At 28.4% G+C, this 24,803-nt stretch carries 29 protein-coding genes; 13 read left to right on the top strand and 16 right to left on the bottom strand.

All coding sequences use genetic code 11. The features are described from left to right. Entirely contained in the window at window positions 1-573 is a 573-nt protein-coding gene (locus tag BT997_RS02835; RefSeq protein WP_072679926.1) for a biliverdin-producing heme oxygenase, read from the bottom strand. A 177-nt stretch (window positions 574-750) separates the two neighbouring features. Between BT997_RS02835 and BT997_RS02840 the strand changes: the two genes are divergently transcribed. Genes BT997_RS02840 through BT997_RS02850 form a run of 3 tightly spaced genes read left to right on the top strand, consistent with a single transcriptional unit; the run spans window position 751 to window position 2,837 of the window. Next, the gene (locus BT997_RS02840) at window positions 751-1,389 is read left to right on the top strand and encodes a DedA family protein (RefSeq protein ID WP_072679927.1); all 639 of its coding nucleotides are present in this window, start codon (window positions 751-753) and stop codon (window positions 1,387-1,389) included. Further along, on the top strand, window positions 1,359-2,009 hold the full coding sequence (locus BT997_RS02845) for an SDR family oxidoreductase (protein ID WP_072679928.1): 651 nt from the start codon (window positions 1,359-1,361) through the stop codon (window positions 2,007-2,009). The genes BT997_RS02840 and BT997_RS02845 overlap by 31 nt, the downstream gene beginning before the upstream one ends. Window positions 2,010-2,015: 6 nt before the next feature. Then, complete coding sequence (locus BT997_RS02850) at window positions 2,016-2,837, top strand: hypothetical protein (protein WP_072679929.1); 822 nt, start codon at window positions 2,016-2,018, stop codon at window positions 2,835-2,837. Between the two features lie 2 nt (window positions 2,838-2,839). On the opposite strand, the gene BT997_RS02855 is transcribed toward BT997_RS02850, so the two are convergent. Genes BT997_RS02855 through BT997_RS02865 form a run of 3 tightly spaced genes read right to left on the bottom strand, consistent with a single transcriptional unit; the run spans window position 2,840 to window position 4,888 of the window. Continuing rightward, window positions 2,840-3,310, bottom strand: a complete 471-nt coding sequence (locus BT997_RS02855; protein WP_072679930.1) for a threonine/serine exporter family protein — start codon at window positions 3,308-3,310, stop codon at window positions 2,840-2,842. Next, window positions 3,311-4,105: a threonine/serine exporter ThrE family protein gene (locus tag BT997_RS02860; RefSeq protein ID WP_072679931.1), complete on the bottom strand. Its 795-nt coding sequence runs from the start codon at window positions 4,103-4,105 to the stop codon at window positions 3,311-3,313. After that, the gene (locus BT997_RS02865) at window positions 4,106-4,888 is read right to left on the bottom strand and encodes an SdiA-regulated domain-containing protein (RefSeq protein ID WP_174247184.1); all 783 of its coding nucleotides are present in this window, start codon (window positions 4,886-4,888) and stop codon (window positions 4,106-4,108) included. 101 nt (window positions 4,889-4,989) lie between these two features. Here BT997_RS02865 and BT997_RS02870 point away from each other — a divergent pair, with 101 nt between their 5' ends. The 7 genes from BT997_RS02870 to BT997_RS02900 all read left to right on the top strand — a co-directional run bounded on the left by BT997_RS02870 (window position 4,990) and on the right by BT997_RS02900 (window position 9,801). After that, window positions 4,990-5,319 carry a hypothetical protein gene (locus BT997_RS02870; RefSeq protein ID WP_072679933.1) on the top strand — a complete coding sequence of 110 codons (330 nt, stop codon included), beginning with the start codon at window positions 4,990-4,992 and terminating at the stop codon, window positions 5,317-5,319. Window positions 5,320-5,328: 9 nt separating this feature from the next. Then, window positions 5,329-6,189 (top strand): TraB/GumN family protein, encoded by an 861-nt coding sequence (locus BT997_RS02875; RefSeq protein ID WP_072679934.1) that lies wholly within the window; start codon window positions 5,329-5,331, stop codon window positions 6,187-6,189. A 58-nt stretch (window positions 6,190-6,247) separates the two neighbouring features. After that, complete coding sequence (locus BT997_RS02880; protein WP_072679935.1) at window positions 6,248-6,874, top strand: type III pantothenate kinase; 627 nt, start codon at window positions 6,248-6,250, stop codon at window positions 6,872-6,874. Then, window positions 6,852-7,460, top strand: a complete 609-nt coding sequence (gene hisG / locus BT997_RS02885) for an ATP phosphoribosyltransferase (RefSeq protein ID WP_072679936.1) — start codon at window positions 6,852-6,854, stop codon at window positions 7,458-7,460. The genes BT997_RS02880 and hisG overlap by 23 nt, the downstream gene beginning before the upstream one ends. Then, window positions 7,460-8,152: a bifunctional 2-polyprenyl-6-hydroxyphenol methylase/3-demethylubiquinol 3-O-methyltransferase UbiG gene (locus BT997_RS02890; RefSeq protein ID WP_072679937.1), complete on the top strand. Its 693-nt coding sequence runs from the start codon at window positions 7,460-7,462 to the stop codon at window positions 8,150-8,152. Before hisG ends, BT997_RS02890 begins: the two co-directional genes overlap by 1 nt. A gap of 96 nt (window positions 8,153-8,248) precedes the next feature. Then, window positions 8,249-9,130, top strand: coding sequence for an SdiA-regulated domain-containing protein (locus BT997_RS02895; RefSeq protein ID WP_072679938.1), 882 nt, complete (start codon window positions 8,249-8,251; stop codon window positions 9,128-9,130). Between the two features lie 77 nt (window positions 9,131-9,207). Further along, window positions 9,208-9,801: an FmdE family protein gene (locus BT997_RS02900; protein ID WP_072679939.1), complete on the top strand. Its 594-nt coding sequence runs from the start codon at window positions 9,208-9,210 to the stop codon at window positions 9,799-9,801. Window positions 9,802-9,803: 2 nt separating this feature from the next. On the opposite strand, the gene BT997_RS02905 is transcribed toward BT997_RS02900, so the two are convergent. The 3 genes from BT997_RS02905 to BT997_RS02915 form a co-directional block, all read right to left on the bottom strand. Beyond that, complete coding sequence (locus BT997_RS02905; protein ID WP_072679940.1) at window positions 9,804-11,138, bottom strand: diguanylate cyclase; 1,335 nt, start codon at window positions 11,136-11,138, stop codon at window positions 9,804-9,806. A 10-nt stretch (window positions 11,139-11,148) separates the two neighbouring features. Beyond that, entirely contained in the window at window positions 11,149-12,108 is a 960-nt protein-coding gene (gene trpS, locus BT997_RS02910; RefSeq protein ID WP_072679941.1) for a tryptophan--tRNA ligase, read from the bottom strand. A gap of 174 nt (window positions 12,109-12,282) precedes the next feature. After that, window positions 12,283-13,557, bottom strand: coding sequence for a TAXI family TRAP transporter solute-binding subunit (locus tag BT997_RS02915; RefSeq protein ID WP_072679942.1), 1,275 nt, complete (start codon window positions 13,555-13,557; stop codon window positions 12,283-12,285). Between the two features lie 111 nt (window positions 13,558-13,668). Here BT997_RS02915 and serS point away from each other — a divergent pair, with 111 nt between their 5' ends. Further along, window positions 13,669-14,907 carry a serine--tRNA ligase gene (serS, locus tag BT997_RS02920; RefSeq protein WP_072679943.1) on the top strand — a complete coding sequence of 413 codons (1,239 nt, stop codon included), beginning with the start codon at window positions 13,669-13,671 and terminating at the stop codon, window positions 14,905-14,907. A gap of 340 nt (window positions 14,908-15,247) precedes the next feature. On the opposite strand, the gene BT997_RS02925 is transcribed toward serS, so the two are convergent. From BT997_RS02925 to napA, 9 genes are all read right to left on the bottom strand, one after another. Further along, the gene (locus tag BT997_RS02925; RefSeq protein ID WP_072679944.1) at window positions 15,248-15,628 is read right to left on the bottom strand and encodes a hypothetical protein; all 381 of its coding nucleotides are present in this window, start codon (window positions 15,626-15,628) and stop codon (window positions 15,248-15,250) included. A 45-nt stretch (window positions 15,629-15,673) separates the two neighbouring features. After that, on the bottom strand, window positions 15,674-16,129 hold the full coding sequence (locus BT997_RS02930) for a PAS domain-containing protein (protein WP_072679945.1): 456 nt from the start codon (window positions 16,127-16,129) through the stop codon (window positions 15,674-15,676). Between the two features lies 1 nt (window position 16,130). Then, the gene (locus tag BT997_RS02935; protein ID WP_072679946.1) at window positions 16,131-16,517 is read right to left on the bottom strand and encodes a chaperone NapD; all 387 of its coding nucleotides are present in this window, start codon (window positions 16,515-16,517) and stop codon (window positions 16,131-16,133) included. Between the two features lie 10 nt (window positions 16,518-16,527). Then, window positions 16,528-17,469, bottom strand: a complete 942-nt coding sequence (locus BT997_RS02940) for a WD40 repeat domain-containing protein (RefSeq protein WP_072679947.1) — start codon at window positions 17,467-17,469, stop codon at window positions 16,528-16,530. 2 nt (window positions 17,470-17,471) lie between these two features. Then, a complete protein-coding gene (locus BT997_RS02945; RefSeq protein WP_072679948.1) occupies window positions 17,472-17,978 on the bottom strand; it encodes a ferredoxin-type protein NapF in 507 nt (168 codons plus the stop codon). A gap of 2 nt (window positions 17,979-17,980) precedes the next feature. Next, window positions 17,981-18,589, bottom strand: a complete 609-nt coding sequence (locus tag BT997_RS02950; RefSeq protein WP_072679949.1) for a nitrate reductase cytochrome c-type subunit — start codon at window positions 18,587-18,589, stop codon at window positions 17,981-17,983. After that, the gene (gene napH / locus BT997_RS02955) at window positions 18,576-19,406 is read right to left on the bottom strand and encodes a quinol dehydrogenase ferredoxin subunit NapH (protein ID WP_072679950.1); all 831 of its coding nucleotides are present in this window, start codon (window positions 19,404-19,406) and stop codon (window positions 18,576-18,578) included. Before napH ends, BT997_RS02950 begins: the two co-directional genes overlap by 14 nt. Next, window positions 19,406-20,215: a ferredoxin-type protein NapG gene (gene napG / locus BT997_RS02960; RefSeq protein ID WP_072680120.1), complete on the bottom strand. Its 810-nt coding sequence runs from the start codon at window positions 20,213-20,215 to the stop codon at window positions 19,406-19,408. The genes napH and napG overlap by 1 nt, the downstream gene beginning before the upstream one ends. Before the next feature lie 67 nt (window positions 20,216-20,282). Then, entirely contained in the window at window positions 20,283-23,084 is a 2,802-nt protein-coding gene (gene napA, locus BT997_RS02965) for a nitrate reductase catalytic subunit NapA (protein ID WP_072679951.1), read from the bottom strand. Between the two features lie 194 nt (window positions 23,085-23,278). Between napA and BT997_RS02970 the strand changes: the two genes are divergently transcribed. Further along, entirely contained in the window at window positions 23,279-24,172 is an 894-nt protein-coding gene (locus BT997_RS02970; protein ID WP_072679952.1) for a glycosyl transferase, read from the top strand. 89 nt (window positions 24,173-24,261) lie between these two features. Further along, window positions 24,262-24,798: a hypothetical protein gene (locus BT997_RS02975; RefSeq protein ID WP_072679953.1), complete on the top strand. Its 537-nt coding sequence runs from the start codon at window positions 24,262-24,264 to the stop codon at window positions 24,796-24,798. Window positions 24,799-24,803: the final 5 nt, after the last annotated feature.

The raw sequence follows: 24,803 nt of genomic DNA on the forward strand, positions 1-24,803 counted from the left end.
CTATGAGTCTATATGTTTTTTTAAAGCAATGAAAACTTCACTTGCTCCTAATGTCGCCTCATATTCATTTATATTTGTATTATCAAGCCAATTTGAATAACTCATCCACATAGGCATGGTATTTTCATTGTAACTTTTATAATATCTTAAAGGAATATCTTTATCAAAATTTGTAGTCATGATTTTTACTATTTGTAATCCACCCATAGTAGAACCCTCAAGTACATATAGTGCCCCTGCTATTGAATCAAGATTGTTAAGTGTATTAAATTCTAATTTTTCATTATTTGTATCTAATGAAATATCGAAAGATTTTAAATCTTCTTCAAGCCATAATTGTTTCTCTAGTCGCTCTTTTATATCTAATAAACCATTTTCTTGAAATTGTTTTTCAAAAGATTTTATTTTTGGTTCAAGTATTTTTATAAATTGATATAATTTTATTAATAAAAAAATATATCGTTCTTTAGTTAAATTATTATCTTTAATTTCATTAAAAATTGTTGAAAACTCAAGCCAGTCATGTAGAGGCTTAGTAGTATTTTTTAAATGACTTTTTAATCCTATTTTCATATATTACTCTTATTATTTAAATTTTATTTTTGTATCAAGATTGTATCAAGATTATAACCTAATGTATATTAATAATAAAAAAAAACTAATTTATTATTATTTTTTTTATGCTGATTAAAAGAATTTTATTTTTAATTAGTTACAATCGCATTATTAAAAAGTTAAGGATAGTATTAAATGCTTCATGAAATAGTAGATTTTGTTGTAAAAATTGTTGGTGATTTAGGCTATATTGGAATTTTTGTGATGATGTTTTTAGAAAGTTCATTTTTTCCATTTCCTTCTGAAGTAGTTATGATTCCAGCTGGATATTTAGCTTACAAAGGTGAAATGAATTTGGCAATTGCGATTTTTGCAGGAATTGCAGGAAGCTTGGCTGGTGCAGTATTTAATTATTATTTAGCAATGAAGTTTGGAAGACAGTTTTTAAGTAAATATGGGAAATATGTATTAGTAAAAGAAGAGACTTTAGAAAAAATGGAAAACTTCTTTGCTAAACATGGACATATATCTACTTTCTCAGGAAGGCTTATCCCTGCTGTTAGACAATATATATCACTTCCTGCTGGTTTAGCTAAAATGAATCTTTGGAAATTTTCTTTGTATACTAGTTTAGGGGCTGGAATTTGGGTTTTAATTTTAGCACTTCTTGGATATTTTATAGGTTCAAATCAGGACTTAATTGATGAGTATTTAAAAACTATAATTATCTCAATATTAGTTGCCCTTGCTGTTTTTATTTTATTTTATATTAGAATTAAAATGAAAAAAGGTGTTATTAAAAAATGGAGAAGAGAGTGGAAACAAAAGCAATAGTTACAGGCTATTCTTCAGGAATTGGTAAAGCAATTTGTGAAACCTTAGAGACTAATGGATATAAAGTTTTTAAATTAGAATCAAGACTTGAAGATAGTGTTCACTTAGAATTAGAAGTTAAGACTTTATTAAAGACTCATGATATAGATTTACTTGTAAATTGTGCAGGAGTAGGGGTTTTTAAGCCCCATGAAGAAATATCAATTCATAAAATAAAAGAGTTAATAGATGTTAATTTAACTGCACCTATACTTCTTGCGAATCTTTGTCTTAGAAGTCTTAAAAAAACAAAAGGTCATATTATAAATATAGCTTCAGTTGAAGCAACAAGACACTCAAAGTTTTCAGCACTTTATACAGCTACAAAGTCAGGTTTAAGAGATTTTGGTTTAGCTTTATTTGAAGAGTTGCGAAAAGCTGATGTAAAAGTTACCACAATAAATCCAGATCTTACAAAAACAAATTTTTTTGATGAGTTTAATTTTGAACCAAGTGAAAATAAAGAAGCACATCTCTTAGCAGAAGATATTGCTAAATCAGTATTAAAAATTATAGAGTTTGATGGTGTGGTTACTGATATTACTATTAGACCACAACGTTTAGAGATAAAGAAGAAGTAATATAACATGGAGTTTGTAAAACAAAATTGGAATAAGTTTTTAATCTTTTTTATATCATTAATTGTTCTTATTGTGATTTTTACTTTTGCAATTGATATAAAATCAAAAGCTTTAATTGATGATGCTTTTACTCAAGCAGTAGTTGTTTTTGGAAGTGCAAAAGCTTTAAATGCAGTTATTTCTTTAGCTCAAGGTACAGAAATAGATTTACCCTTTTTAACTATTGCAGTTGGAGAAATATTAGATCCTATAAATGATTTAGTAGAACAATTTGCTTTTGTAATGCTTGCTAGTTTAACTTCCCTTGGTATTCAAAAAATACTGATGAATTTTGTAACAGCTGATTTATATAATATTACTTTAGCTAGTTGCTTAATTGTTCTAAATATTTGGTTATATTTACGTTTTAGAAAAGATGATAAGATACGAATACTTTTTTTTAAAATCACAATAATTTTATTGTTTTTACGTTTTGCTGTTCCTTGTATTAGCTTGGTTAATGATTTATCATATGAGTACTTTGTCAAGCCACATTATAATATTGAACAACTTAATGAAAATATTATCAAAGTCAAAGAAGATATTAGTAAAGTTACAAATGAAACTATACAAAAAAAAGATAATTCATTTCTTGATAAGATGATAGAGAAGTTTGATTCTAAATATTATCTAGAGAAAGTAAATCAGTATCAAAAAGCTGTTGATAACTCAAGTGAATATATAGTCTCTTTAATTATCGCTTTTATTTTTCAAACCATATTTTTACCAATAGTTTTCCTTTTTAGCCTCTATTATTTAATCAGAGGCTTATTTTCTATTGGTAAATAAATTTATATAATAGGTCTATTATATCTTATGTAATAAAGTGATGGCAATGCTAATCCAAATCCAATTCCACCAAGAATTGTAATTGTTTTTAAAGAGTTTTCAATAAACATTGAAATAAGTTCTGGTGTTACTCCATGAGCATTCATATCTATTAAGTTTATCATTGCTGTAAATGCATATGTTCCAGGAAGTAGTGGAATAATTGAAGCAATAGTATAAACAGGTCTTGGAATTATATATTTTCTTGACCAATAAAGTGCAACTATTCCAATGACTGTTGAAGCTAAAAAAGTAGCAAGTTCAATTGATACATCAAAATCTAATAAAATAAATCTCGTTGTATAAGTTATAGCTCCTCCAATACCACAATAAACTAAAGTGTGTTTTGGTACATTAAAAACCATACCAAATCCTATTGCAGGAATTGCTGCAAAGATGGCATTTATAAGGTATTGTAAAATTAATTCATTCATTTACCATCCTTCTAGATTTAATAATGCAAAAGCCAAAATAATACCAATACTTGTAGCAATTGTAAGTAATACAGCTTGCATCCAACGACCCCAACCCATTGCTAAATAACCTTTTACTGCATCTAAAACAGAATTTACAAAAGGGAAACCAGGTGCAAGTAAAATTACACTTGAAGATAGGGCAATATTTGGTGTGGAACTAAAATGATAAATTTGTGATAGTCCTGCTATTACTGTTGCAACAAAAGCTGTTACCCCAAAGGTTATAATCATAACAAACTTTTTTCTTGCAAGTTCTTGTCTTGTAAACATTGCTACTGATGAAGCTACAAAAGTAGTTAAAAAAGCTTGCCAATCTGCTCCATAAAGATATGCAAAAGAAGCACAAGAAAGCCCTACCATGATTACTACTAACCATCTGTTATAGTAATTTGGTTGAATCTCTTTTATTGTTTTAAATACAAAATCTACATTGTATTTCAATTTTTCAACATCATGACACATTTTTTGAACATCACAAACAATAGACATATTGATTGGTTTGTGGTGTGCTCTTCTTGTAGTTGTTACTGATTGAGTTTGATTTTTACTTAGCGTACTTAATACAATGGCTGATGGAATTAAAGATACTTCAACTGAATCCACACCTAAAGCTTTTCCAAGCCTTTGTGCAGTTGTTTCTATAAGTGTACTTTCTGCTCCAAATTCTAACATTAAAACAGCTGCTTTGATTATTGCTCTTGTAATTTTAGTTTGTTCTTCGTAAGTTAATTTTATTTCTTGTTGTTCGTCCATTTATTCTTCTAAATATTTTTTAATTTTAAGTATCTGTCCCTTATCATCAGCGATATAAAGATTACCTTTTTTATCAAAAGCAATTCCTTCTTGAGCAAATTTTTTAGGAAGTTTATCTTTTTTTAGTATTTTCTTTTTATTGATATCATAGCTAACTATGAAGTTGTTATTATCGCTTATCATGTATAATATATCACCAATAAAAGTAAGTCCTGAGATATCTGTAAGTCCATGATTTATTATATTTTCTATTTTTTGTTTTTTCTTCTTTAAATCATAATTTATTATTACAATAACAGAAGAATCATTTTTAGGATAAAGCTTATTTGATTGATTAGAAAGATAAATTTTATTATTTTTTAATGCAATTCCTTCAATTCCATCAGAACCCTTTTTTAATACTTTAACACCTTCATAGGTTCTTTTTACTGATATTTCATTTATTTTTTTAAAATCATCTTTTGAGAGAATTAAAATATTTTCTTTTCCTTCAATTGCTAATAAAAGAACATTATTTTTATCATCAACTACTATTCCTTCAAAATCATATTTTCCTATTTTCTTTTCTCTTAAAATTTTACCTTTTTTAGATAATTCATATAAGGAACCTTCGTCATTAACTACAAAAAGTGAGTTTGATTTTGTTGAATAACTTATTCCAGAGGCTTCAGGTATTTTTGCTATGACTTTTTCTTTTGCAAATAGATTTTGTACTGACATTATAATTAATATTCCTAATAAAATTTTTTTACTTGAAAGTAGGACTCTACTTTGTTCTATCATATTTTTTCTTTCATTTTTTTGTAATTTTACTGAAATATTCATAACTTATAAATTAGTTTCCATTATAATACAATACTTAAATGACAAAAGGATGACAATAGTTGAAGGATTTAACAAAATACTTTTTAGATAAAGAAGTTTTATTCAAAGAGATAAAAGAGATATCACCAAAAGAGTTAGGTAGTAGAAAAAAAATAGAAATATATATTGCAACTTCTGTAAAAAAAGAGTTCTACGCAATATTTATAATTGATGCAAAGAGTAGATTTATAAGAAAAAATGCAAATGATTTATTAGAGTTGTATTCTAAATTAGTAGATTTCCAAGAACATAATTTTAAGAAAAAAGAGTTACTTATTTCTTCTGCTTTATGCTCTAAAGCAAAGAAGTTTTTAGAAGAAAACAAATGGAGTGTAAGAATAGATTACTAAAGGAAAAAAATGTTTTATTTCTCTAAGTTAATAATATTTATTTTATTGTTAGTTATTAGTCTACAAGGAAATTCTTCTGTTTGGAAGGTTACAAAGAAAGATGGTAATTTTATTTATATTGGAGGGACAATACATCTCTTGTCAAAAGAAGATTACCCTCTAAAGAGGCAATTTGAGGATGCTTTTCATAATTCAGATGATATAGTATTTGAAGCTGATATATCAAAGTTCCAAACCCAAGAGTTTATAGAATTTGTGCAAGAAAAAAGTTTATACAAAAATGGTCAAACTATAAAAGATTTTTTGAGCATAGAGACTTATGAATCTTTAGAATCATATTTGAATTCAAAAAGATTACCATTGCATATATTAAAAATGAAACCAGGTTTTCTCATTAGTTATCTTGCAGTGGTTGTTTATGCAGAAGAAGGAATGAGTCTTCCTGGTGTTGATAACTATTTTGAGCAAAAAGCAAAAAAGCAAAATAAAGAAATTTTCTATTTGGAAGAGGGGAAAGAACAAATAGAATATATTTCAAATATGGGTATTGGCAATGAAGAAAATTTTATAAAATATAATTTAGCTGAGATGGAAAATGCATCAAAGCAAATTGCTATGATTAGAAAATCATGGAAAAATGGTGATCTAGAGTTAATCAAAAAAGAAATGTTACATGATTTTAAAATAAAATTCCCAAAAACATATGAAGAACTTCTAGTAAGAAGAAATAATAACTGGATGCCAAAAATAGAAAAAATGTTTATATCAAAAGATATTGAATATGTACTTGTTGGTTTTTTACATCTTGTTGGAGAAGATAGTATTTTATATAAACTTCAAAAGTTAGGATATAAAATAGAAAAAATCTAAAACGGATTTATTAAAGAGTTAATTAGTTATAATCCTAAAAAACTTTAGGATTTACTAATTGATTTTATGTGATATTGGAAATACTACTTTTCATTTTTTAATTGATGGGAAACATCAAAAATATTCTTTAAATGAAGAACTTCCAAGTTCTGATGAAATAATATATTTTATTTCTGTAAATGAAGAAGCATCTTTAAAACTGATAAAAACTTATACAAAATGTATAGACTTAGAAAAATATTTAGATTTTAAAACTACTTATATTGGTATGGGATTAGATAGAAAAATTGCATGTGTTGGTTACTCTGATGCAATTATTGTTGATGCAGGTAGTGCCGTTACTGTTGATATTATGAAAAATGGTATTCATGATGGAGGAATAATTCTTCCTGGATTAATGAACTTAAAAAATTTGTATAAGCAGATTTCACCAAAACTTGACTATGAAATAAATACAAAGGTAAATTTAGATAAAATCCCACTTTGTACACAAGATGCGATATCTTATTCTATTTTAAAATCTATCATATTACCAATAAAAGAGTTAGCTTTAAAACAGCAGATTATATTTACTGGTGGAGATGGTGAATTTTTAAGTAGATATTTTGACAATTGTATTTATAAAAAAGATTTGATATTTGAAAACATGAAAGGGATTATTAATGCTAACAATTGCATTGCCTAAAGGAAGAATTGCAAAGGAAACTTTAGAAAAGTTTGAAAAAGCTTTTGATGAAAAGTTTGTTTTTGAAGATAGAAAGTTAATACTTGAAAAAGCAGGATTTAGATTTTTAAATGTAAGAAATCAAGATGTACCAACTTATGTAATGCACGGGGCAGCAGATCTTGGAGTTGTGGGACTTGATGTATTAGAAGAGAAAGAATATGACTTAATCAAGCTTCTTGATTTACAACTTGGACGTTGTAAGGTTGCTTTTGGACTAGTACGTGGAGAAGAATTAGATTTTTCAAAAAGTCAAATCACAGTTGCTACAAAACATGAAAAAATTGCAAAAAGATATTTTGAAGAAAAAGCAATGGCAGTTGAGATTATCAAATTATATGGTTCAATTGAACTTGCACCTTTAGTTAATTTAGCTGATTGTATTGTTGATATTGTTGAAACTGGTGCAACAATGAAACAAAATGGACTTGAAGTTGGTCCTACTATTATGGAGAGTTCAGCACATTTAATAGCGAATAAAAACTCATATTATGCAAAAAAAGATTTAATCTTTAACTTAAAAGAGAAGATAGAAGCTGTACTTTAATGGGTTTAGAATTATATGCAAGAGTAGAGGAGTATTTAAACTTCCAAGATGAAGTAAAAGAATTACACTCTACTTTTTTAGGTCTTATTTTTGAAAAAGGCTTAGATGATATTATTGATATTGGTTGTGGTCAAGGTACTTTTATGATGCATCTTTTAGCCAATGGAGTAAATGCTTATGGAATTGATTTAAGTGTTGAACAAATCAAAGTATGTCAAGCATATAATTTAAACGCAGATGCAATATCTTTAGATAAAGTAAATGAAAAATTTAATTGTGCAACTGCGATTTTTGATGTGATAAACTATATTCCAAAAAATGAATTAAAACAATTTTTTAAAGATGCTTCAAGTGTTTTAAATGACAATGGATATTTTATTTTTGATATAAACTCTTTATTTGGTTTCGAAGAAGTAGCTCAAGGAAGTTTAAATATAAAAGATGAAGATAGGTTTATTGCAATTGATGCTATTTTTGAAAATGAAGAGTTAAAAACTGATATTACACTCTTTTCTAAAACTAAGAATAATCTATATGAAAAAGAAGCAGATACTATTACTCAATACTATCATGATATACAATTTCTAAAAAATATAATTATTGATTCTGGATTTAAACTTGAAGAAATCATAAACTTTAATTTACATACAGATGAAGAGGCTGATAAACTTATATTTATATGTAAAAAATAATAGTAAATAGTTATACTGTTAACTTTGTATTTAACTTCTTGTAACCAAATATACACCTTTTTTTTGTAATCTTTTATTTAGATAAAAGGTTAAAATATGAAAATTAAAAAAATAGTGCTTATGATATTAGGTTTATATATCTTTTTAGCAATAACAGATTTAAATGATATTCTTTATGCAAAAGTAAATAGTATTAAAAATGATTTCAAAGGTATTCAAACTAGACTTAACTTAGATAAATATGAAGTTGATATTGAAGCTAAAAAAATAAAAAGTATAGAAGATAATCTTTCTGGCATTACGTACAATAAAAATACAAAAACGCTTTTTGCAATTACTAATAGTCCAAGAAAAATATTTGAATTAACAAAAAATGGTGAACTTTTAAGAACAATAAATTTAAAAGGTTTCCGTGATACAGAAGGAATAACTTATTTATATGATAATACATATGCAATTGTGGATGAGAGAAAAGGAGAGGTTTTTCTTTTAAGTATTGATAAAAAAACAAAAGAAATAGATAAAAAAGAGACTCAAAATATACTCACTCTAAAAATTAATTCATATAAAAATTTTGGATATGAAGGAATTGCTTTTGATAAAGCTGAAAATACATTTTTTATAGTAAATGAAAAGTTTCCAGTGGAGCTTATAAAAATATCGAATCTATTGAAAAAAGAGGAAATAAATATATCTTTAGATAATGGACTTACAACTCTAAATCATTTTATGAGTGATTTTTCTGGTTTACATTTTGATAATAATTCAAGACATTTACTATTTTTAAGTGATGAGTCAAGTAGTATAGCAGAGGTTTCACTAGATGGTGTTCAAGTAAGTTTTGCAGATTTAGAAAAAGGTTTCTTAGGTTTAAAGAAAGATGTTCCACAAGCAGAAGGAATTACAATGGATGAAGAGGGAACTTTGTTTATTGTAAGTGAACCTAATCTTTTTTATAGATTTAATAAAGCATTATAAAATAAAATTTATTTCTTGTTTCGTATCAATGCGTATAAATTAAATTTTGTGTATTATTTATCAAAAAAGAGATACTTATGAATTACCCAGATTTTTTTAATACAATAGAGAAAATAAAATTAAAAGATGACCTATCTAACTTTTTAGGTGCAACGGAAGATGGAATTATAGAATTTTCATACATTGATGTTGTAAAAACTGCAGGACATTCATGTCCTACTGTTCTAGGTGCATATCTTATGACACTTGAAGGATTAAAAGCTTTATATAAAGATGAACTTCCTAAACGTGGAGAAATTAAAATAGAGTATTCTGAAAAAATTGAAGATGGTGTTGCTGGTGTTATTGCTAATGTTATGACAAATATAACAGGGGCAACAGTAAACACAGGATTTAAAGGAATCATGGGATTATTTTCACGAAATAGTCTAATGGCTTTTGAATCTGATATAAATTCTAGTGTTAGATTTACACGAAGAGATACAAATGAAAGTGTTGATGTAATTTATGACCCAAGTTCTATTGGCGCTAGTCCTATGATGAGAGAATTAATGCAAAAATCAATTTCAAGAACTGCAACAGCAGAAGAAGAAAAAGAGTTTGGAAAATTATGGCAACAAAGAGTTGAAGCTATTTCTCAAAATATTCAAGAAGTTATTAAAATAGTTTAATCTTATAGATGTTCTAATTCTACTCTATTTTTTCCAAGAGCCTTAGCTCGATAAAGAGCTTCATCAGCTCTTTTGAAAAAATCTATTTTTGAATCAGAGTTATGAAAATGTGCAACACCAAATGAACAAGTAAGATTATTTATTTTTTCAAAATGTTGATTTAAAATAGAAATTCTTATTTTTTCAGCCGTGATTGCTGCTTTCTCTAGATTAGTATTAGGAAGAATCACAACAAATTCTTCTCCTCCCCATCTTGCAACAATATCTGTTTCTCTTGAAGATAAAGTTAGTGTTCTTGCTACTTCTTGTAAAATATGATCTCCAAAAAGATGCCCAAATGAATCATTTATTGATTTAAAGTTATCAATATCAATTATAAGTATTGAAAAAAGATAATGGTTATCTATTTTAAATCTTTCTATTTCTTTGTCTAATAGTTCTTCAAATTTATTTCTATTAATTAATTTTGTTAAATAATCTAATGATATTTTTTGTTTAAGCTCTGTTGTTGTTTGAATAAGCTTCTCATTTGTCTTTGACATTTTAGAACCTTCTTCTTTAATAAGCTCAATCCACTTGTTATATACTATTCTTAATAGTTCTTTTTGAGTAATTATTCCTGAAACTCTTTTTTCTTCATCAACTACAACTATTCTTTTATAATGTTTTTCTTTGATAAAGTCTAAAGCTTTTGATATGGTAGTGTCATCTGGTAAGGTGTCTACAGGAGAAGTCATATATTTTTTTATAGGTTTTGATAAATCTTTATCAAGATGAATAATATCTATAAAATCTTTTGTAGTAAAAATTCCTATTGGATGGCGTTTTTTATTTGTAATAATAATCGCATCACAGCTATTTTGTCTCATGATTTCAATTGCTTGTATAGTAGAACTATGTTTATCAGTTGTTATTGCTTTATATTGATGTATTAAAGATGAAATTGTTTGTCTTTCCATTAAAAGTTGTGGGTCAATATTATTTACAATATCTGTATATGAAATAATACCTAGGAGTTTACCAAATTCAGTAATTACCATATATTCTTCACTAAAATCTATATAGTTTAATACAGTAAGAAGGTTTAGATTTTTATCTAAAGCCTTACTTTCATTTATAGGTAAATCTTTTAATATAGTTTTTTTGTTTATATTTGCAATTTTAAATTCTAAAAGCTTGGTTGTTGTTACTATATAATATCTTTTATTTTTTTTATCTTCTACAACGATAGTTCTTAAATTAGTTTTTGACATTAACTCTATTACATCAAATAAAGTTTTATCATTTGAAATTTTTACTACGTCTTTGATACAGATATCATATACTGTTTGAACCATAATATACTTCTTATAATCCTACTGCATTTCTAATAACATCCATTTTTGCAGAGGCTATTTTTCTTGCTTTACTTGCTCCAAAATCTAAAATCTCTTTTACTTCCTTTGGATTATCAAGTAAATGTTGTCTTCTTTGAACATATGGCTCAAAATGTTCATTTATTTTATCTAATAAAGTTAATTTAAAATGTCCATAACCTTCACCTGGTGTTGCATATCTTTGTTGTAAATCTTTTAGTTCATCATTATTCATAAATAGTTCACAAAGCTTATATACATTACAAGTAGTATGATCTTTAACTTCATCTAACTCTTTAGAATCAGTTACTATTCCCATAACTTGTTTTTTGATACCTTTTTTTGTTCCAAACATATCAATTGTATTTCCATAAGACTTAGACATTTTAGCTCCATCAGTTCCTGGAACTGTTGCTACCTCTTCATCTACTTTTGATTCTGGCATTACAAGAATCTCTCCATATGTATTGTTAAATGAAGTTGCAATATCTCTTGTCATTTCAACATGCTGAATTTGGTCTTTTCCAACAGGAACTATATTTGAATCATATAATAAAATATCAGCAGCCATTAAAACTGGATAAGAAAATAATCCATGGTTTGCTTGAATACCTTTTGCAGTTTTATCTTTATATGAATGAGCACGTTCTAATAGACCCATAGAAGTATGATTTGATAATAACCAATATAATTCTAATACTTCTTTTACATCACTTTGTACCCAGAAAGTTGATTTTTCTGGATCCATTCCAAGTGCTAAAAAGTTTACTGCTGCTTCAAAGATATTTTTTTCTAAAAACTCTTTATCTTTTACAGAAGTTAGAGCATGATAAGATGCTATAAAAGCAAATAGCTCTCCATCGTTTTGTGCTTCAATCATTTTTTTAATCATTCCAAAATAGTTACCTATATGGATAGTACCTGAGGGTTGAATTCCTGACAATATTCTCAAAATATATTCCTTTTAATTAGTTTCCAATTAAAAGGAAACCATTTCATTTTGGTCTTCTTTTTAGTAGTAAGAGTAAATACTCAAAAGAAGCAAAATCCTAAAGGGCTCATTTAGAGCCTTTAATTTGTGGAATTATATCTAAAGTTGTTAAAATAGATAGTTAAAGAGTAGTGCTTATAAGAGTTTTTCTACTCTTTTTTTCACATGGTCTATATGAAGTTGAAGGTTATAGTATTCTCCCATAAAAGAAAGAGGAACTTTTGTCTCTTTTGAGATTTCACATCTTAATTTCTCAAGTTTTTCTAACTCTTCTTTTAAGTTTATTTTTTCTGTTTCTTCTAATTGATTATCTATTTCTCTAATTTCATCATACCATCTATATATTTTAGAACGCATCGACCAGTTATATAAAGGGAAAACCCCTTTAAATAACGGAAATAAAAGTGTTAAAAGAGGAATAAGCAAAATCTTTAGTCTATCAATATTTGACGCAATCCAATAAGGAAAGATTTTTTCTAAAAAAGTATCTCCATATTCAAAATATCTTTGGGCTTCTTCACTTAAATCTAATTTCATATTGAAACTATTTGGAAATTGATCAGCTTTTGCAAAAAGTCCTTTTTTATTATGTACTTCAACAACTTTTTTTAAAACTAATCTTGTAAGTTCTTCTGAGAAGTCATCTCTTACTGCTAGGTTCGCTGTAGTTGCAAGTAAATTGATATTTTCATCTGGAAGATTTCTGTATAAATCTAGTGTTCCTTCATATAAAGTAAGTGCTTCTAAAAAAGTATATTTTCTACTATATGCCCGTGCACGTTTAAAACTTAGTACATTTATATTTGGATTTGCAAGCAATTCTTTTACTGTTTGTGATTTATGTGATGATACTACAAACATGGCATCAATTTCATTTTTTAAAAGTGCTTCTTTTGCCTCACTTGTAGAGTATTCTAATATAGTAGAGTTTTCAGTAGTTATTCCATTATCTTTTAAGATATCCTGTGCTAAATCTCTTGTCCCACTTCCAACTTTTCCTATAGAAATCTTTTTACTTATAAGTTGAATTATATAATCTACAGGATAACCATCATTTTTATAGAAAACCCATAAAGGTTCATAATAAATTGAAGCAAGTGATTTTGCACCTTTTGCTTCTTCATTTGTAATTGTTCCATTTTGTAAAAAAGCTATGTCTGCTTTATTTTCTTGGAGAAGTTTTATATTTTCAATTGAACCAGCAGAGGTTATAATATTTACTTTTACTTTATCTTGTTCAAGAAGCCTTTTATATTCAAGAGCTGTTTTATAATAATTACCAGTCTTTGAACCTGTAGCAATAGTAATCTCTTTTTTAGGACTAGGTTGAATAAATTGGGCTGTAAAATAAAAAGCGCCAACAACTAATAGAATAATAGGAACCGTAACTGTAAAAAATCTGTATTTCATTAGTAAAACTTTCATAATGTAATAATAACATACTCTATTACAAACTTTATTATAAAATACTAAAAAGTAAACTTTAGATATAATTGCCAAAAATTTAGAAGAAAGATTAAAATGATTGATGTAAGAGAACTACAAAAAGATTTTGAAAATATTGCTACTGCCTTAAAAAGAAAGGGCGTTGAGCAAGAAACATTAGATGATTTAAAAGCTTTAGCACAAGATACAAAGCTCAAAAGACAAGAGATGGAAAATGTTACAGCTGAGCAAAATAAGTTATCAAAAGAGTTTGGAAGATATAAGAAAGAAGGTCTTGATATCGCTCCTTTACAAGCTAATATTAATGAACTTAAATCAACTAAGCAAGCATTGGAAGATGAAGTTAGAGTATTAGAAGAGAAATTAACTTCAATTGCACTTGGTGTTCCAAATTTACCCGATGAAAATGTTCCAGATGGGGTGGATGAAGAAGAAAATGTAGTATTAGAAACTATTGGTAAAAAACCAGAATTTTCTTTTGAACCAAAAGAGCACTGGGATTTAGATAACGGATGGATTGACTTTGAAAGAGGTGTAAAACTAGCTAAGTCTAGATTTGCCGCACTTAAAGGTGATGCAGCTAGAATGGAAAGAGCATTAATTAATTATATGCTAGATTTTAATAGACAAAGAGGTTTTGAAGAGTGGTATGTTCCATTTATGGCAAACTCAAATACACTTCAAGGGACTGGTCAATTACCAAAATTTGAAGATGATTTATTTAAAATTGAAGGTGAAGATTTATACCTTATTCCAACAGCTGAGGTATCTTTAACTAATCTTTATAATGATGAGATTTTAAGTTCAGATGAATTACCTTTAATGTTAACTTCTTATACTCCTTGTTTTAGAAAAGAAGCTGGAAGTGCTGGTAGAGATACAAGAGGACTAATAAGACAACATCAATTTGATAAAGTTGAAATGGTAGCAATTACAAAACCAGAACAATCTACTGAGGTATTTGAAAAAATGGTTGCTTGTGCAAGTGATTTATTAACTTCATTAGGTTTATCACATCAAAAAGTTCAATTATGTACAGGTGATTTAGGATTTAGTGCTGCTACAACTATTGACTTAGAAGTTTGGCTTCCTGGTCAAAATAAATATAGAGAAATTTCTTCTATTTCTAATACTAGAGAGTTCCAATCTAGACGGGCTAAAATTAGATATAAAGAGGGTAAGAAAAATATCTTGACTCATACCTTAAATGGTTCATCTTTAGCTGTAGGGAGAACATTACTAGCTATCATGGAAAATTATCAAAATGAAGATGGAAGTATTACAATTCCTGAAGTTCTTAAAAAATATATGTAAAATAGGGATTCCCTATTTTACTTTATATTAGCCTTTTGGGTTTCCCATAACTTTTTAAATAGTTCATTTGAATTATTTGGATGACTTATTATGATATGAGTTTTTTTCATTTTCTTTTATTATTAATTATTGAAGTTGTCTATGTGAAGAAGGATAGAATAAATGTAAAATAGAATATGGTTTCTATTTTACATTTAAAAGCTCAATATTTTTTTCTAAAAGAAGTTTTTATTAATTATATTAAATTAGTTAGGAGAGAGATAATATAGTTAAAACTTCTTTGTATGGAAATTATATAAGTTTTTAATCTTAATAAAAATGATATAGGTCAAAAAAAGTCCTATTTCACAAAAACTTTTGTATCATAAAGTTTATTTCTAAAAAGAACTTTAAAATAGCCTTTTGTAACTGCATGATGTTTATATGTAAGAACTTCTCCTATTTTTATTTTTCTTTTGTTGTATATGGATTTTGAGCTTTGAAAGTGTCCTTTAGAGTTTCCTATATATACATCAGGTTTTAATTTAAAGAAAGTACCTACTACAAAGACTTTTGTATAGCAAGTATTATTATAATCATGTTTTGTTTTTCTTACATGTTGTACATTTTCACCATTACCACTTTCATCAAATATACCTATTGCATATGCTGCTTTTACATTTGTATTATAAGAAAATAGTTGTGTTAATGTTAAAATTAATAATAGAATAGCTTTTTTCATAGAACTATTCTACTATATTTTTGTGGATGTTTTGTAGATTATTTGTTAAGAAGTATAAGGTTCATAAGAAATTTTCCTTACTAGTTCACCTTCTTTATTTTTCATTTCATCATATTTTTCTTGATAATACATCTTATCATTAAATGAGATAGGAGTTCTAATTGATTTATATTCTACTAACTGGTCATCTTTATATACCCCAGATACTTCCGCATAAACCCAATAAAAACCAAAGTCTTTCCTTATGTTTTTTACAAATCCAGACCATCTACCTTTAGTCTCTAAGCTACTCCATAACTCTTTGAAAACGGCTTTTGGCATATCAGGATGTCTTACACAATTATGAGTTTTACCAATTAGTTCATCAACTTCATAACCACTAATACTTGCGAATGTTTCATTCGCATAAGTAATAGTTCCTTTTAAATCTGTTCTTGAAACAATCAATTCATTTTTAGGAACGATTGTTTCACATAAAAAGCTACTTTGATTGTATTCCATGTTACTTTCCTGTTTTATCAAATTGTTTCGCAAAACTTTCTAAATCTTTTTTCTTTAAATCACCATTATAGATTACATCTTCTGGTTTTAAATCATCATCATGTAACATATGAGGTACTGCATCAGCATTATCTAATACATCCATATGATCATCTAATTCATCTTCACTGTAGGCCATTTGCATATCTGCACTAATTACATGTGGGATAGCTTCAATAACTTTTAATTTTTTTAACTCTTCTGATACACCTTCGCCTTCAATTGTTACAATAATTCTTCCAATTTCATCATGTAAATGATAATCACATACATCACTATTTTTTAAATTCTCTACAACTTCTTCTAAATATTCTGGTAATGTTTGTATTACTATACTTGATACGTTCATTTATATTTCCTTATTTTAATTTCCAATAATATACTTCATTGTCATCACTTGAACTATATAATTCATTTTCATTTTTAAAAAGTATATTAGTCAAAGTCATCTTATGACCTTTTAAAGTATATAACTCTTTTTTCGATTTTGTATTAAAAATTGTGATATCGTTATCTTCATTATTTGCAAAACCTGCAAGTTTTCCACTTGGACTTAATCCTACACTATAAATTAAAAAATCTGCTTTTTTATAATATTGATTATATTTTTGATAAATAGCACATCTTCTATCTTGACCTGCTGTTATGATAATCTCTTTTTTTATATCAACTTGAAAGACATTATCAACATTTAATCCTGAATAAATCTTTTCAACTTTTCCATTTTTTGTATTAAGTTGCTTTAAACTACCACTCTCATCTGCAATAATAACTTTTGATTTATCTTCATTTAATACAAAGTTAGAAAACTTTGATTGAGATGCTTGTACTTCCCATACAAATTTCTTTTCTTTTAAATTATATACAAATATTTGGTTACTAAGAAGACCTAATATAATTAAATCTTCATTTAGATATTTTGCTTTTGCAATATACATCTTCTTATCAATTGTAATAATTGGAGTTAATTTATTATTAGAATATTCATAAATATTTCTAAAACCTTTTTCTCCTTGAGCAACCAGAATTACTTTATTTTTCATTACATCAACAGAATAAATCTTTGTATTTATTAAATCACCTATGAAATCTTTGATTTGAGGAATTTTAATACTATTTACAAGTTCAGAACTAGAAACATCAAAAATATCTACAAGACTTGCATCTGTAGAAATATATAAGAGATTTTCTTTTAAAACTAAATCTGTTACTCCTCCACTTGCAAGATATGTTTGTGTAGGTTTTAGATTTTGTGAGAAAAGTAGTGAAAAACTAAAAAGTAAACTTATTAAAAGTTTCATATTCAACCTTGTTCTATAATTTTTATATCTATTGCTTGTGTTGGACAGGCTTTAATACAAAAACCACATGCTGTACATTTATCATCAATTATTTCTGGTCTAAACATTCCTAGAAATTCAATAGCATCATCTAAACAGGGATCTTTACAAGAAAAACACATTGTTTGATTCCAACTTAAACATTTTATTATATCAATACTTATTTTAGCATTGATTTGCTTTTTATCTTCTAGATTTAGAACTTCATATTCACAAGCATTTGCACACTCATCACAATATGTACAACCACTATTCGTAAAATCTAAAAAAGGTGTTTTGTCTTCACCTATTACTATAATATGTTCTTCACAAAAATTACTACATTTACCATCACAGTTAATACATTCTTTGTGAAAATCAGATTCATCCTTAAAATATGGAGGTCTTATTAGACTTTGTGATTTTGATTCTTCTCTTGCTTCTTTATTAAATGAAGAAGCAAGAGAGCTAAAAAGCTCTCTTCTTTCCATAACTATTTAAGTGTATCTACACCCTCATTGATATTATCAATAAGATTAGATTTTTTTACATGACTATCAGCTCTAAAGTCTACTTCAAACTCATTTTTAGGAGCTTCAGACATAGATTGTGGAGCATGACATTGAGAACAATTGAATCTTGTTCCAGATAATTTACTAGTTGGTTTACCAATAACTTTAAAATCACTTGTATTTGCAACCATTTTTCCTTCTTTTGTAATCATACCATTTTTAGCTAAAGACGTATCAGGTCTAAAGTTTGTAAAGTGTGATTTTGGAATAGCAGTTGCATTCATTGATTCTGCAACACCTGGTACGTGACAACCAGTACAAGCATTGTTGTTAATTGTAATTGGTAACATTCCATCAACAGTATGAGGAATCATTGGAGGAGCATTTTCGAATGCTCTTGCAATTAGTTTACTCTCTCCTGCTGCTTTCTTACTATATTCTGTTTTAACAGGCATAGCATCTGCTTCAGAATATAAACTTGTATTTCTTAAACCTAAAGACTCTTCGCTCATAGATTGAGTTGCTGAACAACCTACCATGAAAACTGTCGCTGCTGCAAAAAGTCCTAAAGCCATATTAGTTAATTTCATTTTTTTCTCCATTATTTTTATTTCTTATTGAAAAAATAAGAGCATCATCGTCGCATACTTCTATACATCTAGCACAATTTGTACATTCTCCTGATAATACAGGGATTGACTCTTTTGTTACCATATGTAAAACTTGCATTTCTGGACAAACTTCTTTACATTCCATACATGCTGTACATTTGTCTGCATCATGTTTTACTCTTATTAAACTAAATCTACCTACTAGTGAATAAAATCCACCAAGTGGGCAAATATGACCACACCAGCCATTTTTTAAAACAAAAAGGTCAAAAAGAAATATTACAAGCATTGCTGCCCAACCAAGACCTAGTCCAAATATTATACCTCTGTGCATCATTGAGATTGGTGATATAAATTCAAATGCAGTGATGCCTAAAACAAAAGATATTATAAGACTAAGTCCTATTACCCAATATCTTATATTTCTTGAAGCAGGCTGCTTCTTTTGAATTTGATTAAAACCAAAAGTTCTTCGTAAATAGTTTGCTAAATCTGTAATCATATTTACAGGACAAACCCAAGAACAAAAAACTCTACCACCTACAATTGCATAAAAAGTCATAATTATTAGAGCACCAATTATAATGTCAAATGTAAGTATCGCTCCTGCAGAAAACATTTGTAATACTGCATAAGGATCACTTAACGGAATAAGTCCTAAAAACATTGAAGAACTTAAGTTCCCCATTAAAATATTTATTCCATAAACATTTGCAATTATGTATAAAGCCATAACTAAAACCTGTGTGAATCTTCTTAAAATAAGATATCTGTGTTTATATATTAATGTTTTCATTAGTATAAACCTTCCATACCACTATTTAAAGAATCAAGTACAGACTTACTGTCTTTTTTCTGTTTTAAATGTTCTGAATTTGTATTTTCAAGACGCTTTTCATCATTTTTATCCCAGCCTTTGATATAGTAATCACCAGCTTTACCCAATGCTACTTCTCTAGGTAGAACAAAAATTGCGGCTTTCTCTGTCACACAAGCTCTTTCACAAAGACCACAACCTGTACAAGCATTTGCATGTACAATTGGTTTCATAAAGGCATGTTTTCCAGTTCTTTCATTTTTAGAATATTCAATAGTAATTGCCTCTCCTAAGATTGGACATGCTCTATAACAAGCATCACATTGAATACCCCAAAATGCTATACAATTTTCAGCATCAACAACAGCTAGACCCATATCAGCTTCATTGATATCTAATTCTTTTTTTTCACTTTTTAAGCTCTTAATATCCAGTGCTCCTGTAGGACATACAGGAACACAAGGGATATCAGGACACATATAACACGGAATTTCTCTTGGAATGAAATAAGGTGTTCCTAAAGGTTTGTTTTCCCCTGGTTTTGCAAGCATCAATGTATCAAATGGGCAGGCTTCTACACACATACCACATTTAATACAAGTTGCTAAAAAATCTTCTTCTTTTAGAGCTCCTGGAGGTCTTAGAGTTAACTTTGATGCAGATACTTCATCTACATAAGCACTCCAAGTAAGACCACCTAGAGTGGCAAGACCAACTGCTCTTGCCATATCTAAGAAGAATCTTCTTCTGCTGCTAATAGGTTCTTTTTTAGTTACACCGCTTTTCATTTCTTTTTTCAACTTTTGTTTCTTTTCATGAGGATTTATATTGCTCAAGACAATATACCCCCATTAATTATGCTTTATAAATTTTTACCGCACATTTTTTAAAGTCAGTTTGTTTTGATAATGGACAAGTATAATCCGCACAAACTTTATTAATAAATACGTTTTCATCGAACCATGGAACGAATACTAACCCTTTAGAAGGTCTATTTCTTCCTCTAGTTTCAACTCTAGCTTTTACTTTTCCTCTTCTTGACTCAACCCAACAAAGAGCACCTTGTGAAACACCATATTTCTTAGCATCAGCAGGATGAATGTAACATAATGCTTCTGGTACAGCTCTGTATAATTCTGGAACTTGCATAGTCATAGTTCCTGAATGCCAGTGCTCTAACACTCTACCTGTTGATAACCATACTGGATATTCAGTATCTGGCATTTCAGGTGCATCCATATATGGTCTAGCGAAAATTTTCGCTTTATTTGGAATAGGGTTCTTTTTCTTATTAGTCACACCTCTTAATGTACCAGTAGGTTGTGCTTTTAAGAATGGTCCATAGAATGCGAAATCACCAGTATTTGCTTTTTTAGCATATGGATCGTATTTAGCATTAAATCTCCATTGTGTTTCTTTTCCATCAACTACTGGCCATTTAAGACCTCTTACTCTATGGTAAGTATCAAAGTCAGCTAAATCGTGAGCATGACCTCTACCGAAATCAGCATATTCTTCAAATAAGTATTTTTGGATAAAGAATCCGTAACCTTTCCATGGTTTACCATCAGATCCCATAACATTTCTTGAATCTCCAAAACCTTCAGTATTATCGTATCCTGCTTGGATAGGATCATCTTGACTTAATTTGTATGATTTTGCTCTATCATTTGCAAATAGAATTTCATACATAGTTGTATCTGGAGTATATCCTGCAGCTTTAACAGCATCAGCAGAAATACCTTTAAGAGTCTTTTTACCCCAAGCGACTTTAACATCTTTCATCCATAGATCTTTAACAGTAAATCTTTTTGCAAATTCTACCCATTGCCATGTATCAGACATAGATTCACCTATAGGTTCAACTTGTTGTCTCCAATGTTGAGTTCTTCTTTCCGCATTACCATAAGCTCCCCATTTTTCATAAATCATAGCTGTTGGTAAAATTAAGTCAGAAACTTTTGCAGAGATCCCTGGGTATCCATCAGAACAAACGATGAAGTTATCCATTTCTCTTGCAGCTTTAATCCAATGAGATGCAGATGCTGTATCCATATAAGGGTTACAAACATTTACCCATGCAAATTTAACATGACCATCTTCAATATCTCTATGGATTTTCATGATGTGTTGACCTTGTTGAGCATTAATAGTACCAGCTGGAACTCCCCATGCTTTTTCACATATTGCTCTATGTTTAGGGTTTTTAATCATCATATCTGCTGGTAATCTATGTGTAAATGTACCAACTTCTCTTGCCGTACCACAAGCAGATGGTTGACCAGTTAATGAGAATGCTCCCGAACCTGGTTTAGCTTGTTTATTTAGTAAGAAGTGAACATTATATGCTAATGTATTACACCAAGTACCTCTTGTATGTTGGTTCATACCCATAGTCCAGAAAGAAACAACTTTTCTTGATTTTTCAATATATAAGTCAGCCATAGTTTTGATTTTTTTCATAAACTCAGCATCAGACTCATCTGGGTTACCTTTAGAAATCTTAGTTACATACTCAGCTGTGTAAGGCTCTAAAGATTTTTTATATTCTTCGAAAGGAATTTGCCAATGAGGAAGTCCTGGCTTATTCATAACCATTTTATCACCAGCTTTATATCCGTAAGGTGCTAATGCTGGAGCTTCATCTTCAGAAACGATTTTACTCATTTCTTTAGCCATAATTTCTTTTTCTTTAGCTGTATATTTATCCATAGATTTTTCATTAGCTTTTCTCATACCGTAACCGATATTTGTGTTCGCCGCTGCAAATACGATATGTTTATTAACAAAATCCCAATCAATTGAATTAGGGTTATTAAATACAATCTCTCTTGCAATGTAGTTCCATAAAGCTAAATCAGAGTTAGGTTTGAAAATAATTTCAATATCAGCTAAATCTGAAGTTCTATGTCTATATGTAGATAAGTTAATTACTTTTACATTTTTAGGATCAGATAATTTTCTATCTGTAACTCTTGACCATAAAATAGGGTGCATTTCAGCCATATTTGAACCCCATGAAATGATTGTATCAGTTAACTCAATGTCATCATAACAACCAGAAGGCTCATCAATACCAAATGTTTGATAGAAACCAACAACCGCAGATGCCATACAGTGTCTAGCATTTGGATCGATTGCATTTGATCTAAATCCAGCTTTCATCATTTTTTGTGCTGCATAACCTTCTTGGATAGTGTATTGACCAGAAGCAAATACTGCTACAGACTCAGGACCATTTTCATTGAAAGCTTTTTTAGCATGAAATTCCATTTCATCAAAAGCTCTTTTCCAAGAAACTGGAGCAAATTTACCATTTTTATCAAATTTACCATCAGCGCCCATTCTTAATAATGGTTGCTTTAATCTATCTGCACCATACATAATTTTCGCATTGAAGTAACCTTTAATACAGTTAAGCCCTCTATTAACTGGAGCTGCTGGGTCACCTTTAACCGCAACAATCTTACCATTTTTTGTTGCAAGCATAATCCCACAACCAGTACCACAGAATCGACAAGCTGCCTTATCCCATCTCCAACCACCTTCAGCGTTTTTAGCCGCTGCTTGTAGCTCAGTAGGTACGTTCATTCCAACCGCAGCTGCCGCAGAAGCTGCTGCTGAACTTTTAAGAAATTCTCTTCTTGAAAGTGCCATATATTTCTCCTTATTTGAAATTCAAGAACAATTTTATCACTTTGACTAAACATAATCTTTGACCCTAGTCAATTTATTTAAGTTTAATATAAGACATAAAGAGTCCTATTTACTCTGAAACCATCTTTTTATGCTAGTTTATGATAGAATTCTATCTGGTAAATAACCATTCAATTTTAAAATACGGGAATAATATGGACTTTTTTAATTATATAAGAGCAGTAGGAACTGGACCTAAATCAAACAGAGAGCTAGATAAAGTTGAAGTTGATGATGCAATTGAATCTATTCTAAATCAAAGTGTTCCAAGTGAACAAATAGCAGCATTTTTATTAGGCTGGAGGGTAAGACTTGAAACAGCTGATGAGTTAAGAGCTACTTTTGAAGTATGTGATAGATATGTAAAGAGAAAAACAATCAAAAACTCAATTGAGCTAGGTTATGCATTTGATGGAAAGTCTGATTTTCCTTATTTATTACCATTGATTGGTAAGTATTTAAAAAAGTTTGATTTAAATTTAGTTGTAAGTGGAGATGAATTACAACCTGCGAAAGCTGGTTTAACTGTAAAGCAATTACATGATACTATAGGTTTTGATGATAATATTCATTATTTTGATAGAGCAGAATATTTTAAAGAATTAAGTGCTTTAACAAAACTTAGAAATATTTTAGGATTAAGAACGGCTTTTAATACTGTTGAAAAACTTTTAAATCCTGGAAATTCAGAATATGCAATTAATGCAGCATTTCATAAACCATATGTAGAGAAGTATCATACACTTTTTGGTCCTAATTATAAAAATCTAGTTATTGTAAAAGGAAATGAAGGTGCACCTGAAATTTTCACAAAAGCTAAATATTGGATAAAAGATAATGGAGAGATTAATGAACATATAGTTGATCCTGAATATTTTGGGATTAAGTATGTAAGGTCAGTAAACCCAATTTCAATTGAAGAATCTATTGCTATGGTTAAAAATCCAAGTGATGAATTAGAAAAACTAGCAAAACTAAATGCAGCAATGTTTTTAATAACTGTAAAAAAAGCAACAAATATAAATGACGCTTTTGAAATGATTGATTAATTCATAAAAAGAGATTTCTTTAATCTCTTTTTATAAATATATTTAATAATATTATTTATCTATAAGTATTTATTATTAAAGGAAGAATCTTGAAAGTATCATCAAATATAGAATCTCAATCTATAGGTTTGTTAGAAAAAGTAAATAAAGAAGAGGTATCTAACTCTAAAAGTACTTCATTCCAAAATATACTCACACAGAATGAAGATAAAGAAAATATAAAGTTAGAGAAAACATTAGATGACTTACTTGCTGATATTATCTCTTTAATGAAAACTGGTATGACGGTTGATGAATATAATAAATTACAAGAACTATTAAGAGAATTAAAAGAGAAAATAGAAGAAGGTAATTATTCAGAAGATGAGATAGAAAAAATACTCTCTAATATCGAAAAAGAAATACAAGCTCTAAAAAAGGGAATATTAGGACAAGCTATAGAAAAAGCTGAAGATCCTAATTTAAAAAAAGCAAATACTACAGAGGAATCTAGTTTTCTTGATAGAATAGAAAAAGCGATGGAAACACTTGAAGATTTAAATACCGGAAAAGTTAAAAAAGAAGGATTAAGAGTCTCTTCTAATGAATCAGAACTTTTACAAATGATAAAAGATTTTCAAAAATAAAACTA

The sequence above is a fragment of the Arcobacter sp. LA11 genome (assembly GCF_001895145.1).
GTDB lineage: Bacteria > Campylobacterota > Campylobacteria > Campylobacterales > Arcobacteraceae > Halarcobacter.